The sequence below is a fragment of the Ningiella algicola genome (genome assembly GCF_028401415.2).
In the GTDB taxonomy this organism is placed as follows: Bacteria; Pseudomonadota; Gammaproteobacteria; order Enterobacterales; family Alteromonadaceae; genus Glaciecola.
The window spans coordinates 1,793,278-1,809,296 of the sequence record NZ_CP171821.2; the positions used below are offsets into that span (position 1 = coordinate 1,793,278).

Here is a 16,019-nt window from a genome sequence, read left to right on the forward strand (position 1 = left end):
ACCTCGTAGTGGCATGCACGTAATGCGCATACGCAAATGTAATTAACTGCGGTGGTACTCAGCTGCGTCTTGCGCTGTATTATCTTATTTAAATGCTCATTTTAAATAAGACTAACTCGCCAAGCTGCTAATTTGACTATTTCAGTCTTCGTCAATAGAGTTTTCATAAGCTTCGGCGTCAAGCAAGCCTTCCACTTCTGAAGGATCTTCAGCTTTAATCTTGAACATCCATCCGTCGCCATAAGGGTCGGAGTTAACCAGCTCTGGTGAATCTTCAAGCTCTTCATTTATAGCGACCACTTCGCCAGTAATCGGCGCATAAATATCTGACGCGGCTTTGACCGACTCGGCTACAGCGCAGTCTTCCGCTTGAGTAACACCTTCACCCTCATCAGGTAAATCTACAAAAACCATATCACCTAAAAGGTCTTGCGCGTGCTCAGTAATGCCGACGGTAAATACACCGTCTCCTTCCGCGCGAACCCATTCGTGAGTGCTGGCATAGCGTAGTTCTGTTGGGATATTGCTCATATTTGTTCCTGCCTATTTTTTGTCTGCTGTCTGTTGAATCTTTTGCATGCATACTTGAGTTTAACGCTAAGCTATAAGACGCTCTTGCCGTTGCGCACAAAACTGGGTTTAACTACTTCTACTTCTACCCATTTTTTGCGCATTTCAACCTGTGCAGTCGCGCCTGGCTTAGCACCCTCACCCTGCGAGACTCTTGCCATAGCAATGCTGTGTCCAAGCGTGGGTGAAAAGGTTCCGGACGTAATTTTGCCTTCGCCATCTGCCGTTTTAACTGCAAGCCCGGCTCGAAGTACGCCTTTGTCTTTAAATACTAGTCCAACTAGCTTGTCTGTGCCTGCGGCTTTTTGTTGCTCAAGCGCGCTTCGCCCCACAAAATCTCGATCGCTTGGCTCCCAGGTAATTGTCCAGCCCATATTGGCGGCTAATGGTGATACGGTTTCGTCCATATCTTGACCATACAAATTCATACCGGCTTCTAGTCGAAGTGTGTCGCGCGCGCCTAAACCACAGGGTTTTACCCCGGCGTTGAGTAAGTCATTCCAAAAGTCGTGAGCACGTGCAACCGGCACCATAATTTCGTAGCCTGCCTCGCCTGTGTAACCAGTTGTGGCAATAAACAAGTCTTCTGCCTGCACGCCGAAAAAAGGTTTCATGCCCGCTACCGCTTCACTTTGTGCTGCGCTAAAAAGGGTGCCTGCCTTTTCTTTTGCCTTAGGTCCCTGCACGGCAATCATGGCAAATTCGGTGCGCTCTTGAATGTATACGTCGAATCCGTTAGCCACTTTGTTGAGCCAATTAAGGTCTTTTTCTTTGGTTGCTGAGTTCACTACTAATCGATAGTTTGTTGCGTCGAAGTGATACACAATTAAGTCGTCTACCACGCCGCCGTCTTCGTTGATCATGCCGCTGTAGAGTGCTTTGCCTTTTTGTTCTAATTTAGCAACGTCGTTAGCCAGTAGGTAACGCAAGTATTCTTTTGCTTGAGTACCGGTTACATCCACAATGGTCATGTGCGATACGTCAAACATGCCTGCATCTTGTCGCACAGCGTGATGTTCTTCAATTTGAGAGCCGTAGTTGATGGGCATGTCCCAACCAAAAAAGTCGACCATTTTTGCATTGGATTCTATATGTGCGGCGTGAAGTGGTGTTTTGTTCATGTTCGTACTGACCCTTTACTGAGCGTGTGAAGGCTAAACAAATAATGATAAGCAGTATAAAAATTGCTGGCGCGCTGAACAAATTAATAGTTTAAATATAAACATTAATCTTTTTTATGTTAGACAATATCTATATTAGTAAATATTATGACTATCGCTACTCATATCAACGTTCGGCAACTGGAAAACTCACAACACAATACGCATGAAACAACTATCACTGGATAATTTACGCACGCTTGTCAGCATTGTCGACTTAGGCAGCTTCAATAAAGCAGGCGAAGCGCTAGGACGCTCACAGCCAGCCATTAGCCTTCAAGTCAAAAAACTCGAAAGACAGTTGGGTAAGCGACTATTTAGTAAGGTAGGTCAAAGCTATCAACTCAACGCCGATGGTGTATATGTGTATGAGCAAGCCAAAATCATGCTCAGCATTAATGACGAAGTGTTTAAAACCTTCACCGGCCAACAAAACCTGCGCGGCCGTTTACGACTGGGCATTCCTAGTGAATTTGCCTCTACTTTACTGCCCAGTATTGTGGGCGAGTTTTCCCAGCGTTATCCGGATGTATCGCTTGATGTCACCTCGTCGCTGTCTCGGGATTTACTCAGCAGCAGCAAGCGCAAAGACTTTGATTTGATTCTTGCGCTATCAAAAGATATCCCCTCTGAGCGCGGTGAAGTGCTGATAGAAGATGACTTAGTGTGGGCGGGCGACTCAACGCTTAAACTCAACAAAAGCGCCTTGCAACTGGTACTCGCGCCAGAAGGATGCGTGTACCGAAGCCGCGTTATCGACATGCTCAAACAGCAAACTCAGCCATGGAGAATTACCTATACTCATGCCGATTTATACGGCCTGATAGCGGCAATTAAACAAGGCCTTGGGGTCACGGCTCTGGCAAAAAGTTCGCTTCCGCCTGAACTTGTGTCGGTAAAAGACAAGCGATTACCGGCTTTGGGTAAAATCAACATTTGCTTGTTTAATCAAGACACGCAGCACCCGCAAGTGAGCAAAACACTCTCTGAGTATATTCGTGCTCGGATTAAATAAGGCTGAAGCCCAATACCGCTTTTATGTCGAAAAGTCCGTTCTCGACACAGCATCAGTCGTGTAGTAATTTAGTTTCAAAAGCATAAGGATAAAAAATGAAATTAAAAATTACACGCCATTTGAATCAATCCTCCAATGATAAAAGAGCACTCAATCAACAAGAGTACGATCAAGCAACTTATGCGCTTTTAAAGCTGCTGCGGCTTTCGGAAAAATCAGGCAAAGAACAAGGGTATCTGACAAGTAAAGACATATTCTCAATGTAGTTCCCTGTTTGAAACAGCACGCTTAGCTACTAAAAAATAATAAACAAGGTGAAACCTCAATTGAAAGCCACTCTTAACCATATGTTCAAAACCGCTATTCTCATTAATATGCTTCTTGCAAGCACAATCAATGCTGCCTTAGCCGACCCACCTGCCCCAAACGCATCGTCAGATGAAGGAAAGGGTCCTTATGAGCGCTTGATTTTGCGCGGCGTCAATTTAATTAACGGTGAAGGCGCGCCGATGCGCGGGCCTGTGGATATTGTGATTGAAGACGATCGCATCACCAATATCGTAAGCGTTGGGCATCCAGGCGTAGCCATTAAACCTGAGGGGCGGCCTGTCGCTAATGAAAACGACCAAGAAATGGACTTGTCTGGTCACTACGTATTGCCCGGTTTTGTGGACATGCATGGGCATATTGGGGGTTCGGCCGATAATATTCCCGCTGAATACGTATTTAAACTGTGGCTTGCTCATGGCATTACTACCGTGCGAGAGCCCGGTAGTTTTAATGGCCTAGATTGGGTGCTCGACCACGTTGAGCGAAGCGAAAAGAATCAGATTGTTGCACCGCGTATTGTTCCCTACCTAGGCTTTGGCATGGGTCGCGATAAACCCATATTTACGCCTAAACAAGCCCGTGATTGGGTGAAGCGGGCTGCCAAAGATGGCGCAAAAGGCATTAAGTTTTTTGGGGCAACGCCTAAAGTGATGGAAGCCGCTTTGGATGAAGCGAAAGAACAAGGCTTAGGTACTATGATGCATCATGCTCAGCTTAACGTTATGAGCATGAACGTGATTGATTCAGCGCGTTTGGGATTAACCACCATGGAGCACTGGTATGGCTTGCCAGAAGCTATGTTTACTGAAAAAGTCATTCAGGACTATCCAGCCACCTATAATTATAACAACGAGCAAGATCGTTTTGCTGAAGCTGGCAAGCTGTGGAAACAAGCGGCCCCTATGGGCAGCGAGAAGTGGAATGCAGTGCGCGATGAGTTAATTGAACTGGATTTTACCATTAACCCGACCATGACTATTTACCAAGCCAGCCGCGATGCCATGCGCGAGCGAAATGCTGACTGGCATGAGCAATATACCCTACCTACCCTGTGGGAGTTCTTTAAGCCTAGTCGCTATGCGCATGGTTCTTATTGGTTTGATTGGACAACGTCTGAAGAAATTGCATGGAAGGAAAATTTTCGCTTGTGGATGCAATTTCTAAATGATTATAAAAACCATGGCGGGCGCGTTACCACCGGCTCTGATTCAGGCTATATCTACAAAATTTATGGCTTTGGCTACATCAGCGAGCTGGAGTTGTTGCAAGAAGCCGGCTTTAATCCCTTCGAAGTGGTGCAAGCCGCGACACTAAATGGTGCTCAAGCGCTGGGAATGGATGATGATATTGGCTCTGTCAGCATCGGCAAACTCGCTGATTTGGTAATTGTCGACCAAAACCCACTTCAAAACTTCAAGGTACTCTATGGCACCGGTCACTATCGCTTGAATGACAACAATGAACCTACTCGTGTAGGCGGCGTGAAATACACCATCAAAGACGGCATCGTGTATGACGCCAAAGCCTTGCTAGAGGACGTGCGAGAAATTGTGGCGCAAGCGAAACAGTAGGCTTAACGCTAACCTAGCGGGCGTTGTTTAGCCTCAGAGTTATGGTGGCGATGGACGTTCTGATGTGGCATAGACTGAGGACGTTTCACCGCGATTAAAACACAGGATAGGTGCAATATTCACCTATCCTGACGTTCAAGGATGACTATTTATTGCGGTTCTATTTGCCATACAGACACACTACCGGATACTTCGTTACCAACGACTAATAATGCTTCTCCAGTGGGGCTTTCATCTGCATGAATAAAGGTCATGCCTTCAGGCGCAAGATCGCCTGTAATATCCTCACCTTCCATCACACCTCGGTTGTTAAAGTAGCTTACAAACGCCACATTGTATGGGTTGGTAATGTCATAGGCCATGACTCCGCCCATACGTTCAAGGCCCACAAAGGCATATTGGCGCCCATCAATTTGTCCAAGAGCTAGGGCTTCAGGCTCTGGTCCTTTCGCATCAGAGCGAGTATCACCTTCGTTTTCGTCATTGTTATTATTGAAAAGACCACCGTAAATGGAAGCAGTGATTCGCTCCATGTCATCGCCTGAATCAAACACAACTAAACCATTTGTATCCCAGATAGTAAAAGAACGTGCACCGTAGGTGTATAACTCGTTATAAGTGCCGCTACCATCGATTGACCCGTCACTTGAACCTTTAAAAGTACTCACTAACAATCGCCCGATGTCATCATCGTTGTTATTAAGGTAATCAAAATTTGATGCTAGATTTAGGTCTTCAACGCGTATTTCATCAACAAAGGCCAAACAGCCATCATCCTCATCGAAATCCAATCCGCCCGCTGCAATGCACGCAGCTTCATCTTCAGCATCAAAGAAATACTCTCTTCCGTCACCTTCATTAGCCGTGACAATGAAATTAACGCCATTCCAAGTGTAACTATCCACAGTGTCAACTTGATACATGCCAAATAGTCCTGGGTAGTTCTTAAAATTAATACCTCCATCGCGATCAGAAGCATCTAGCTGAAGACTACTCCAATGTTTAAAGCCTAAACCAATAACGCTTGCCAATGTGTTATCTGTAAGGTTCACAATTGCCATTGCGTTAGCTTCTTGTATGGAAACAAAGGCCAGAGAATCATCTTCACTAATCCCAACATACTCCGGTTCAAGGTCCTTCGCTACGGATGCGGTGTAAGGCGCTCCATTGATGGTGCGGCCATTTGGGTTTGCAAAAATAGCGCCCTGTGCTTCAAGCTCAGATTGCAGTAAACCTTCGAAGGTGAGCTCGATATGCAAGTCAGCGGGTACGCCGTCAGTTAGCTCAATAATTGAAATCGAGCCTTCTGGGTCAATACTGTAGTCTCCTGCCGGCTCACCTTCGTTTGCGACAATTGCTTTATTGCCATCATGCGTAAAGGCGACACTGTCAGGCAAAAAGCCTACTTCAACATTCTTCAGAAACACTGGCGTATCACCAGATACATCGTAAAACGCAACGGCGCCGCGAGTACCCGTTTCTTCTGCGGCAACAGCGACAGCTAGTACATCATTATTGTTGTCAAAAGCGAGACTGTTGGCTTCTCCAGTTAAGCTACTGGTGCTATTAACATCTAGTGTGATGGCTGAAGTAAGATTGGTGTTATTGTAAATGCCTTCTGCATCCATCATTAGAGCACCTGCGTCCAAGTTGTTGATATCCATGATTTCTACCACCACTGGATCAGCAGCGCTATTAACAGCATACACCCAGCCTTTACTTGCTTGAAAGGCGACTATTTCAGCGGCGCCCTCAGGGTCATCCGGGTTCAATACTGCTCGACCCAATAAGGTCGTATTCAGTGATGTTGGGGAGTTTGCGCCATCTTGGCCATTTGCCCCAACTGGGCCAGAGACCCCCTCTGCTCCAGCTGGACCTGTCGCGCCCTGCTCACCATCATCCCCCTCTAAGAAACAACCGGATAGTCCGGCAGATAAACAAGTTATGGTTGCAAGTGATAAAATCTTTTTCATAAACATTCTTGTTTTCCTTCAGCGTTTATTGGTCTAATTTTTAAGAGCCAAATGCTGAGGCACAGACATGTCAGTTTGGTGAAAATTTTATGATGACTTTGTTACATTGAAGGCGCACGAAAAGACAAGCAAAACGAATATCTCGTGTTTGATGGCGTTTAAAGGTAACAGGTAAGTGGTGATGAGGATTGATGTGGGTGCTTAATCGACAAAATCGAATTTGTAAGCTTGTTATATCGCCATGGGTCGACAGCGCGAAGTTATGTTTAGGATCCTCGAGCATCCATTTGGCATATTCTTCTTGCTCAAAGGCTGGTTTACTTGAAAAAAGCGTTGAGTAAAACGCAATATTCGCTGCTAAGTCGTCAACGCGCAAATGTACGTGCATTCGTTTCATGTTTGTGCTCCGATATAATGGTATATAACCTAATAAGACGGAGATTTTTCTTTTGGTCGCAAAAAAAGTGCATGCTTTCTCCCCAGACCCCGACTTTTCTCAAACGGTGATTGATGAGCTGTACTGTCCAAAATTCAAATATGTCCCTGTCGCATTTATCGTTGGCCTTCTTTTTGGCATATTTGGTGGACATAGATTCTATTTAGGTAAAACACTCAGTGCTACCGCAATGCTGTTAACGGGAGGCGGAGCGTTAGTGTGGTGGCTAATAGATATGTTCAACATCAAAACTATGGTGTTTGAGCATAACCGTGAGGAAAAAGCCCGTAACGACGCCGGAGAGCCACCACAAAGCTTAGCGTTTCTGCCATCCAAAACAGCCTTGATTATTAATGAACCACCCGGATGGGTAGCGCGACGAAGTTCAAAAAGTCGTGTTTACGGAAGCTTGTTTTTATTGACCTTGATTGGCTTTATCTTAGGCGTAATTTCAGGTCCTACCGGGACTTACGAACCTACCATCATCTTGCTAATTTTTATTCTTGCCTCATTAACGGCGGCGCGTTGGAAGTTAGCCGCAAAAGTCCCGATAATTGCCGCGTTAACGCGCTGGGTTCATAAACTTCGGCTTTACTATTACAGCGTCGATCCTGGTAACATTTGGGTACTGAGCTTACGCCCCATTTATGGTGTGTTTTTTGCGCCATTTAGTGCAAAGGCAAGAGCCGAAGTCCGACTCTATCTAGAGCTGGGTTTGATATTTTCCATCCTATTTTTTGCTGCAAACATTTTGGAAATATCACAGTACGCATCTATTTGGACGGGGATAAGTTTAGCCTTCGCAGAATTCCTTCAAACACTCATTTTCACTTACTTGTTCGTGGCACCTGTTGGAGCATTATTAACCACCCAAATACTACTGTCTCGCCGTGATTGGGTCGTTTGGACAATGAGTATTGCGTGCTTAGGCAGTATTTATGTAGGACTTGATTTAACTAACGGTATCTAGAGCGCGCTACTTGGCGCTGTCGTTTATCCCGAGTTGACGTTAACCACGCACCTTGTGATTATCGGATAGTCTTCAGCCGACACAGTATGATCAAGTATCATTTTAATTAGCAAACCCTCGTCTTTTTGGGTGCGCCACATAAGCCCCTCTTCTGGCGCCAAGCCTTGTTCAGTCGCGTACGATGCGCCAGAGGCTGCCCTCACTGAATACATATTAAACTCGCGGTTTTGATATTTAAGCAGCGCAGACTGTTTGTCCGCTTCGTTGATGTACTGTGCGACCAGCATTTCACCGTTGTCACACCGATACTGCAGGCTTGGCTGTTGCGTTGCATCATCGCTGGGTTCGGTCGTGTTAGGCGTGCAGGCACCGAGGGCAATGAGACTTAAGAGCAAACTGGCGTAAGAAGCGATTCGCCACCTCTTTAAAGCTAAGGTGTTTTTGCATTCTCCCATCAAACTAACCCTCTGCTTGTTGAATAAAAAACTGTTTAACTGCACTTATTTTATTTGCACCCGCTAAACCAAGGTTTCTAATGAATTTTTTCGCTGGCAGGTCGCCCGCGAATAGTTGTTTGAAGCCTTCCATGCTTGCAATGACTTTTTGAGCCTGGGCCTTTCGATAGCGTTCGTATTTGCGCAACTGCTGTTTTGCATAAAACGACTTACCCTGCTCTATGCTTGCACTAATATTCTCAGCAAGCGCAAGCGCATCACCAATCCCAAGATTAGCTCCCTGCCCTGCAAGGGGGTGAATGGTATGTGCAGCATCACCAATCAATACTGCCGATTCGTCCACCCACTGCCTGCAGTATCGCATGCGTAATCCAAAGCTAAACCGTTTGCTTGAAAGCTCGCACTGGCCCAAATGCATATCTATACCTATTGCAATTTCTTTGCAAAACGCTGCATCAGGTAGCGCCAACAAACGCTTTGCTTCGTCAGTTTGTTGCGACCATACAATGGAGCATTGGTGAGCATCTGCCAGCGGTAAAAATGCGAGCGGCCCGCTCGGCATGAAAGCCTGGCGGGCAGTGTCTGCATGCTTTAGTTCAGTATGCAAGTTAGCAACAATTGCGGTATGTCCATAGTCCCAAAAAGTTTGCCTGAACCCTAATTTCTCGCGAACAAACGAGTTCGCTCCGTCTGCACCAACTAAAAGCTTTGCTGAAATCTGAGAGCCGTTGCTTAGCGCCAGCTGACATGGACTGTTCTGCGTGTTTGTCGAATCCATATTGATGGACTCGATTCGCTGACCTAAACGATAATCAATACCCTTCTCCAGGCCCTTTGAATAAAGTCCTGACACAATTTGGTCATTTTCAATAATGTATCCGAGCGAGGCCGCTTTGATTTCCTTAGCATTAAAGTCAATATTACCGAAGCCGTCCGATTCCCACACCTGCATTTGGGTGTATGCCTGTTTACGTTTTATTGCATCCCACACCCCCGCTTGCTCTAACACTTTCTGGCTGGCTGCACTGATGGCGCTGACCCGCGGTGAAAATGTGGGGGATTCAGCCGCTTCAGCAGTATCCAAGGCTTCCTGGGAGTCTACAATCACGATTGAAAGCGGTGGCTTCTCATCCGTTTTGGTTGACTTGCTTTGTGCCTGACCGGCTTGATTCAATAAAAGCGCAAGCGTTTGCCCAACAATCCCTGCCCCCACGATCACAATGTCGCATTGGGTAAATGATGTGTTGGGCGTTTTTTGAGCTCGCTTTTGACTCATGCGCGCTCCCCCATTGCAAAGCGGGCAAATCGCGCTTTTAAAGGTGAGCAAGTATTTAAGATGGCTAAGGCTTTATTACGCCCCACCACTAATGGTAAATATTGATTAGAAAAACTTCGTACCAATGTATCGGTAGCCTTAATAGTGCGCTGCTTATCTTCGGATTGCATCTGTTTGTAAGCTTGGCTTATCGCAAAGCTTCCCGCATCTTTGGAAGCGGCAAACTGCGATTCATCAAAAAGTATTAACGCTAACTGATGAATATCCCGCACGCCCAAATTAAAGCCTTGCCCCGCGATAGGATGTAAGTTTTGTGCCGCATTGCCAATGCAGATGCACCTGTGGCTGGCAAACTGCGGAACTCGTTTTAATGACAAAGGGTAAGTGAAGCGTTGGCTTGCCTGTTCGAAGCGTCCCAAGCGTGAACCAAATAGTGAAGATAGCTCCGATAAGAACTCTCCTTCAGTGAGCGCCTGTATGCGCTGTGCGTATTCGGTTTTTGTCGTCCATACTAATGACATTAAGCGCTGTGATTTATTGCTGGCATAGTCGTTTTTAGAAGCGCTATCGCCAGAGTCGAACATTGGCAATAATGCAATTGGCCCATATTTGGTGAAACGCTCATAGGCAACACCTTCATGCGGGAGCTGCGTATGCACATTGGCAATGATCGCGCTTTGTTCGTAATCTTCACAAATTTGCTCTAAACCAAGCAGTTGGCGCGTATTCGAGGCTGCACCTTCGGCAATGACCAAGAGTTTAGCGTCTAACTTTCGTTTATCTGTTACCAGCGATACTTTGGTTTTTAAACGCTTCACCTGAACAATTTTCTCAGGGGTAAAATACGCTAAGCGACCCTTGGCGCTTTTTCCGATTTCATTGATTTGCTGATATAGCGAAAACCCTAACTGTTCCAAGCGAACCACCTGACCTAAGCAGTCAATTCCCAGATCATGCGCATCTAACACGGTTTGACCAAGATGATGACGGTCTGACACGTGAATTTTCTTGATTTTTTGTGCATCAACGCCCGACATATCAAATTGCCAGTCATTTAAATATTCAAGTGATTGCTTAGCAAGGGCAATGACCCGAGCGTCGAAACTCGGGTGAAGTTCAGATTGTTTAGGGGGGGAAGATTCGATGACCGCTACCGATAAATGTGTTTTTTTCAGAAGTGCTAAAGCGGCGGCGCAGCCAACCACACCGCCACCGGCTATTACCACATCAAAGCTATCACTCATTTAACATCGCTCTTTTACGACACTGCATGAGCTGACCGTAATTTGTTATTGCAATCGCGGTTTTCTCTCATCAATGCTTCAATTTCGTCAATGGTTTTAGGCACGCCAGCGGTCAACACTTTATGCCCATTAGAGGTGATCACAATATCATCTTCAATTCGAATGCCTATGCCTTGATATTGTTTAGGCACATTCGCTTGTGCGTCGATATACAAGCCAGGCTCTACTGTCATCACCACTCCCACCTCAAGAGGCACATCTTGGTCATATTGTTTGTATATGCCCACATCGTGAACATCTAGGCCAAGATAGTGACCTAATCCGTGCATAAAATACGCTCGCCAGCTTTCTTGCTCTAAGGCTTGGGCTTTTGTTCCTTGCAAAATATTAAGCGCAATTAAGCCCTCTACCATGGTTTCGACGCAAGCGGTCATTCCATCACTGATGCACGCACCTGCTTTAAGATGTTTAAGCGCCGCCATTTGGCTGTTCAGCACTAAGTTATACAGTTCACGCTGCGCTTGTGAAAACGCACCGTTTGCGGGAAAGGTGCGCGTAATATCAGCAGCGTAGCCTTGTAATTCACATCCGGCATCAATCAACACCAAATCACCGTCGTTAATCATGTCGCTATTTTCGGTGTAGTGCAAAATACACGCATTATCGCCGCTGCCCACTATGGTGCTATACGCGGGGTTTCTAGCACCGTTCATGGCAAATTCGTGGTGAATTTCGGCCTCTAGCTGATACTCATACATGCCGGGCTTAGCGATCTGCATTGCCCGCTTGTGCGCATTGGCTGAAATTGATGCGGCTTGTTGCATAATCTTAAGCTCTGCGGCTGACTTGATTCTGCGCATGGCGTGAAGCATTGGCGCAACATCAATAATATGAGTCGGCGCCACCAGGCTTTGCTTTGGCGCTGACTTACATTGCCTGATCGCACCTTGCAGTATGGCATCCGCGTAGGGGTATTTGTCCAAGCAAAAATATACGTGCTTATGCTGATTCAGTAACTCGGGCAAAAGCTCATCCGCGCTTTCAATATCAAAGGCCTCATCCACCCCAAGCGATGCAGGCGCATGGTCAAGCCCCAGTCGTCTGCCGTGCCAAATTTCAGCGTGTGGATCGCTAGCTTGCATGAACATAATAGAACCCATAGGCTTGCTATTTTTATGCTGCGACTTCCCTTTGTTCGCAATGGTCACATTGGACAGCACGAGCATCGCATCCGGCTCGTTAAAACCAGATAAATACCAAAAATCACTGTCTTGCCTGAAGCTATATTCGGTATCATTGCTTCGCGTCACACCTTGCGCCGCTGGAATAATGACAATACTTGAGGGTTCGCATTGTGCTAATAAAGCTTCGCGACGCTGGATGAAATCAGATGTTTGTAGGCTCATTTAAGCTCGTTAGTTTGGTGCGTGATCACTTACATTACTTGGCGTGCATGCAGCTGGACTTAGTGGATAACCGATGAATGTTGTCTCGAGTCTAGCAGCGATTTGCCAAGTTCATTAAAACATAACATGGCGCTAATTCTGACATATTCAACCACTTCGAATAGTGCTTGTTCTGACTCTTCATCTTCGGACATTTGCTCGTCCATGCGCACAATTTGCGAAAAATCTTCAAGTGCCTCTTTCACGTCCTCAGAACATTTGGTCAAATCGGCTTGATGCAGTCCAAAACCCAATAAAAAGCCTTGCACCCAATGTGTTAACGCTTGTCCACGTTCGTTTATGGGCGAAGCATCATCTGGTAAACACATTTTTAGTGCAAAATCAGGTTCAATAAACTGCTGGCAAATTTGATTATACAGCTCGGTGATTACATCTTGCATGTCAACAGAAAGCGCTTCGCCCTGGTTAATCACATCGGCAAGGGCTTCTACCCAACCATGGTCGTCTACGTTCATCCCGCCTGCTAACATACCGCAAAGGATACCGTGGACTTCAGCGCCATCCACAATAATGTTTTCTTGATTGAGCTTATTGGATAGCTGCTCGTAATTTTCGTAAATAGATGCTTGTTCAGACAAAAAAAGATACTCATAATTTGTAAGCGTTTTATATGTTTAAAGCCTAGCAAAGAGACACCAAAATAACAAAGATTGAGCTGATATAAGCGCTGGTGCGTAGCATAAGCAAATAATCAATAAGTAAACTCCATGGATTCCCTTACACAAGTTGCCCTTGGTGGCGCAGTTGGTTATGCCGTATTAGGCAAACAATTAGGCCCCAAAGCCGCATTATGGGGGGCCGCTTTTGGCACGCTTCCGGATTTAGATGTATTTCTGCCCTACGGTGGTGAGGTGGAAGCATTTACTTATCACAGGAGCTTTAGCCATTCGTTTATTGTTCACCTGATGGTGGCGCCATTCTTTGCATGGCTTTTGGCTAAGCTGCATAAGCGACATAACACCGAGCTGTATGTCGCAGAACACGGCGATACGACGCAGACGCCAAGGATATTTGGACGCTTCAGTCGCTACGAAGTGAAATGGTTCTATCTCGTATTTTTATGTTTATCGACCCACGCATTACTCGATAGCTGCACAGTATACGGAACTCAATTGTTCTGGCCGCTTACAGAATATCCCGTTGGTATATCCAACCTGTTTATTATTGATCCGCTTTATACTTTGCCGCTCCTCATTGGCTTTGTATTTGCTCTCATTCCTCGCTTGCGCTATTCCTTGGTGAAAAAAGCTAACGCTATTGGATTAATTTTAAGCAGTGTTTACGTGCTGTGGTCATTAGGTGCCAAGGTTTATATCGACCAAAAAGTAGAAGAGGCACTTGCCATAAAGGGCATTCAAGCGGAGCAGTTTATCAGCACGCCTGCTCCTTTCACGACTTTTTTATGGCGCGTGGTGGTTATGGTTGAGCCAAGCGCAAGGGCCTCCGATGCAATTGGCAGCATGAGCGCTGCTAAAAGTGAACACTACTTCGAGGCCTACGCGTCGATACTGGATACGCCAGAGCAAATCAGCTTTGATGCATACCAAACCGACAGCTCTCTTATTGCTGATATTGAAAGTGAATGGGGAGTCAATCGCCTAAAGTGGTTTACAAAAGGTTTTTATGCCATTAAAAATGAAGAAGACAAAGTGATATTGTCAGACCTTCGCATGGGCGTCGAATGTAGCTATGTATTCAATTTTACCGTAGGCGTCAAAGAAAATGATGCAATCCAGCTAGGTGATTTTGAACAAGTCGCGAATCGACCAGACTTTAGCAAAATGCAATACATTTGGGCACGCATATTTGACCCAAATGTTTCGTTAGCACCGCATCCTCCACAAGGACAATGTGCTGATCCTACACAAGCAAACTAGAAAGACCTAAAATCCTTGACTATGATTGTTATCGTGAACTCGCTAATCAAGAGAAGTAGCTGTCTATGCATCGCTTGGAATCAGAGCTATATGAGCTTATCGAAAACGACCGCCGGATCTTTTCATTCATTGAGAAGTCATGCTTGGACGGCTTATGGTACTGGGACTTAGATGCCCCTGAATACGAATGGATGAGCCCTAATTTTTGGCTCACATTAGGCTTTGACCCAAAAGAAAAGCGGCATTTAGCAGAAGAATGGCAAGAGCTCATTTTTAAGGAAGACCTTGACCTCGCGGTAGAAAATTTCCAAAAACACTGCGCAGATCCAGACTACCCTTATGATCAGGTGGTTAGATACCGCCACAAGCTCGGCCATACTGTTTGGATAAAGTGCTCAGGCATGGCAATTCGCGATAAAGATGGTAATCCTATTCGAATGCTTGGCGCACATACCGATATCACTAAAATCAAAAGCTCAGAACTTAAGATGAAAGAAGTGATAGCCTTACGAGAGCGATTTTTTGCTCGAATGTCGCATGAAATTCGCACGCCTTTGCATGGCATAATTGGCATTACGGATATGCTCAAACTAAAAAATACTGACATGAGCATTAGCAATGAGCTTGAGACCATAGCAAGCTGTGGTGAGCAATTATTGGTGCTGTTAGACGACTTGCTTACCTTGGGAACGTTGCAAGAAGACAAGCTTAATACAAGTGTAGAGGCTGTTCCGCTAGCCGTTGTGCTCAACTATGTTAGCAATCTTAACAAAGCGCGGGCGCTGTCCAAAGGGTTAACATTCCGCCTAGAAATTCCTGATGAAATATCTAAGTTCGCCGTGCAGACAGATAAAATAAGGCTTACACAAATCATCGGTAACCTTGTTAATAACGCGATTAAATATACGGACAAAGGTCTGGTTTGCATTTCTGCATCAAGAGTAAATGATCATATCAAAATCTTGGTAAGTGATTCTGGTGCTGGAATAAAGGATGTTGATAAAGCGTTTGAAGCATACTCTCGGGAAACAGCACAAGTGAAGGAAGTTGTTGGAGCCGGTTTAGGACTGGAAATCGTAGCAAGGCTGTGCAAGGAGCTGGGGCATACACTTAGCATGGAAAGTGAGCTAGATAAAGGCACTCGCGTGAGTGTTGATTGCAAAATCGCCTTTCAAACACAGGTCCCAGAAACAATAGACCGTGCGTCAACACAAGCGCTCAAAAAAGACATTTATGTTGGCAACGTACTTATTGTTGATGACAACGAAATTAACTTAGAAATCGCCAAATCTATGCTTAAAGAACATGCAGCTCGCCTCCATTGGGCAAGCAGTGGAGAAGAAGCAATTGAGAAAGCAAAGCAACATGCGGATTATGACGTCATTCTTATGGACCTTAATATGCCTGGAAAAGACGGCTTTCAAACGACCAGAGATATATTGTCAGAAGCGGCTGTTTCAGCCGATAACCTGCAGACAGAATTGCTAAGTGCGCAAGACTCATCGAGCAGTAGCCACATGTCGTCTCAAAAAATCCCCATAATAATTGCGGTTTCGGCTGACGGATACAACGAGACATTAGAGCGTTGCCGACAAGCCGGTATGCATAGCCATTTAACCAAACCTTTCACTAAACAAAAGTTGCTTTCCACCTTGCTAAGCATAAATACATAAAAA

The 16,019-nt window shown here is 45.6% G+C and carries 14 protein-coding genes and 1 pseudogene; 6 read left to right on the forward strand and 9 right to left on the reverse strand.

Annotation, left to right across the window (positions count from 1 at the left end; all coding sequences use genetic code 11):
• Window positions 1–141: 141 nt before the first annotated feature.
• Both gcvH and gcvT read right to left on the reverse strand, forming a co-directional pair.
• Window positions 142–531, reverse strand: a complete 390-nt coding sequence (gene gcvH / locus PN836_RS07855; RefSeq protein ID WP_395344692.1) for a glycine cleavage system protein GcvH — start codon at window positions 529–531, stop codon at window positions 142–144.
• Between the two features lie 71 nt (window positions 532–602).
• Window positions 603–1,691: a glycine cleavage system aminomethyltransferase GcvT gene (gene gcvT, locus PN836_RS07860; protein ID WP_395344693.1), complete on the reverse strand. Its 1,089-nt coding sequence runs from the start codon at window positions 1,689–1,691 to the stop codon at window positions 603–605.
• Window positions 1,692–1,896: 205 nt separating this feature from the next.
• Between gcvT and PN836_RS07865 the strand changes: the two genes are divergently transcribed.
• From PN836_RS07865 to PN836_RS07875, 3 genes are all read left to right on the forward strand, one after another.
• Complete coding sequence (locus PN836_RS07865) at window positions 1,897–2,745, forward strand: LysR family transcriptional regulator (RefSeq protein WP_395344694.1); 849 nt, start codon at window positions 1,897–1,899, stop codon at window positions 2,743–2,745.
• A gap of 95 nt (window positions 2,746–2,840) precedes the next feature.
• On the forward strand, window positions 2,841–3,011 hold the full coding sequence (locus PN836_RS07870; protein ID WP_395344695.1) for a hypothetical protein: 171 nt from the start codon (window positions 2,841–2,843) through the stop codon (window positions 3,009–3,011).
• Window positions 3,012–3,119: 108 nt separating this feature from the next.
• On the forward strand, window positions 3,120–4,646 hold the full coding sequence (locus tag PN836_RS07875) for an amidohydrolase family protein (protein ID WP_395345540.1): 1,527 nt from the start codon (window positions 3,120–3,122) through the stop codon (window positions 4,644–4,646).
• A gap of 149 nt (window positions 4,647–4,795) precedes the next feature.
• Here the strand turns inward: PN836_RS07875 and PN836_RS07880 are convergent, their stop codons facing one another.
• Window positions 4,796–6,625, reverse strand: a complete 1,830-nt coding sequence (locus tag PN836_RS07880) for a choice-of-anchor I family protein (protein WP_395344696.1) — start codon at window positions 6,623–6,625, stop codon at window positions 4,796–4,798.
• A gap of 229 nt (window positions 6,626–6,854) precedes the next feature.
• Window positions 6,855–7,016 (reverse strand): annotated as a pseudogene (locus PN836_RS07885) (glyoxalase/bleomycin resistance/dioxygenase family protein); the annotation flags it as partial.
• 52 nt (window positions 7,017–7,068) lie between these two features.
• On the opposite strand from PN836_RS07885, the gene PN836_RS07890 reads away from it, so the two are divergent.
• Window positions 7,069–8,025: a TM2 domain-containing protein gene (locus PN836_RS07890; RefSeq protein ID WP_395344697.1), complete on the forward strand. Its 957-nt coding sequence runs from the start codon at window positions 7,069–7,071 to the stop codon at window positions 8,023–8,025.
• Between the two features lie 23 nt (window positions 8,026–8,048).
• Here PN836_RS07890 and PN836_RS07895 read toward each other — a convergent pair whose 3' ends face one another.
• The 5 genes from PN836_RS07895 to PN836_RS07915 are packed head-to-tail and all read right to left on the reverse strand — an operon-like array spanning window position 8,049 to window position 13,044.
• Window positions 8,049–8,480: an MliC family protein gene (locus tag PN836_RS07895; protein ID WP_395344698.1), complete on the reverse strand. Its 432-nt coding sequence runs from the start codon at window positions 8,478–8,480 to the stop codon at window positions 8,049–8,051.
• A gap of 4 nt (window positions 8,481–8,484) precedes the next feature.
• Window positions 8,485–9,756, reverse strand: coding sequence for a UbiH/UbiF/VisC/COQ6 family ubiquinone biosynthesis hydroxylase (locus PN836_RS07900; RefSeq protein ID WP_395344699.1), 1,272 nt, complete (start codon window positions 9,754–9,756; stop codon window positions 8,485–8,487).
• Window positions 9,753–11,000, reverse strand: a complete 1,248-nt coding sequence (locus tag PN836_RS07905; protein ID WP_395344700.1) for an FAD-dependent monooxygenase — start codon at window positions 10,998–11,000, stop codon at window positions 9,753–9,755. The genes PN836_RS07900 and PN836_RS07905 overlap by 4 nt, the downstream gene beginning before the upstream one ends.
• A 14-nt stretch (window positions 11,001–11,014) precedes the next feature.
• Window positions 11,015–12,406 carry a Xaa-Pro aminopeptidase gene (gene pepP, locus PN836_RS07910; RefSeq protein WP_395344701.1) on the reverse strand — a complete coding sequence of 464 codons (1,392 nt, stop codon included), beginning with the start codon at window positions 12,404–12,406 and terminating at the stop codon, window positions 11,015–11,017.
• Between the two features lie 59 nt (window positions 12,407–12,465).
• Complete coding sequence (locus tag PN836_RS07915; RefSeq protein ID WP_395344702.1) at window positions 12,466–13,044, reverse strand: UPF0149 family protein; 579 nt, start codon at window positions 13,042–13,044, stop codon at window positions 12,466–12,468.
• Window positions 13,045–13,173: 129 nt separating this feature from the next.
• On the opposite strand from PN836_RS07915, the gene PN836_RS07920 reads away from it, so the two are divergent.
• Complete coding sequence (locus PN836_RS07920; protein WP_395344703.1) at window positions 13,174–14,343, forward strand: metal-dependent hydrolase; 1,170 nt, start codon at window positions 13,174–13,176, stop codon at window positions 14,341–14,343.
• 65 nt (window positions 14,344–14,408) lie between these two features.
• Window positions 14,409–16,016, forward strand: a complete 1,608-nt coding sequence (locus PN836_RS07925) for a PAS domain-containing hybrid sensor histidine kinase/response regulator (RefSeq protein ID WP_395344704.1) — start codon at window positions 14,409–14,411, stop codon at window positions 16,014–16,016.
• The last annotated feature ends 3 nt before the right edge of the window (window positions 16,017–16,019 follow it).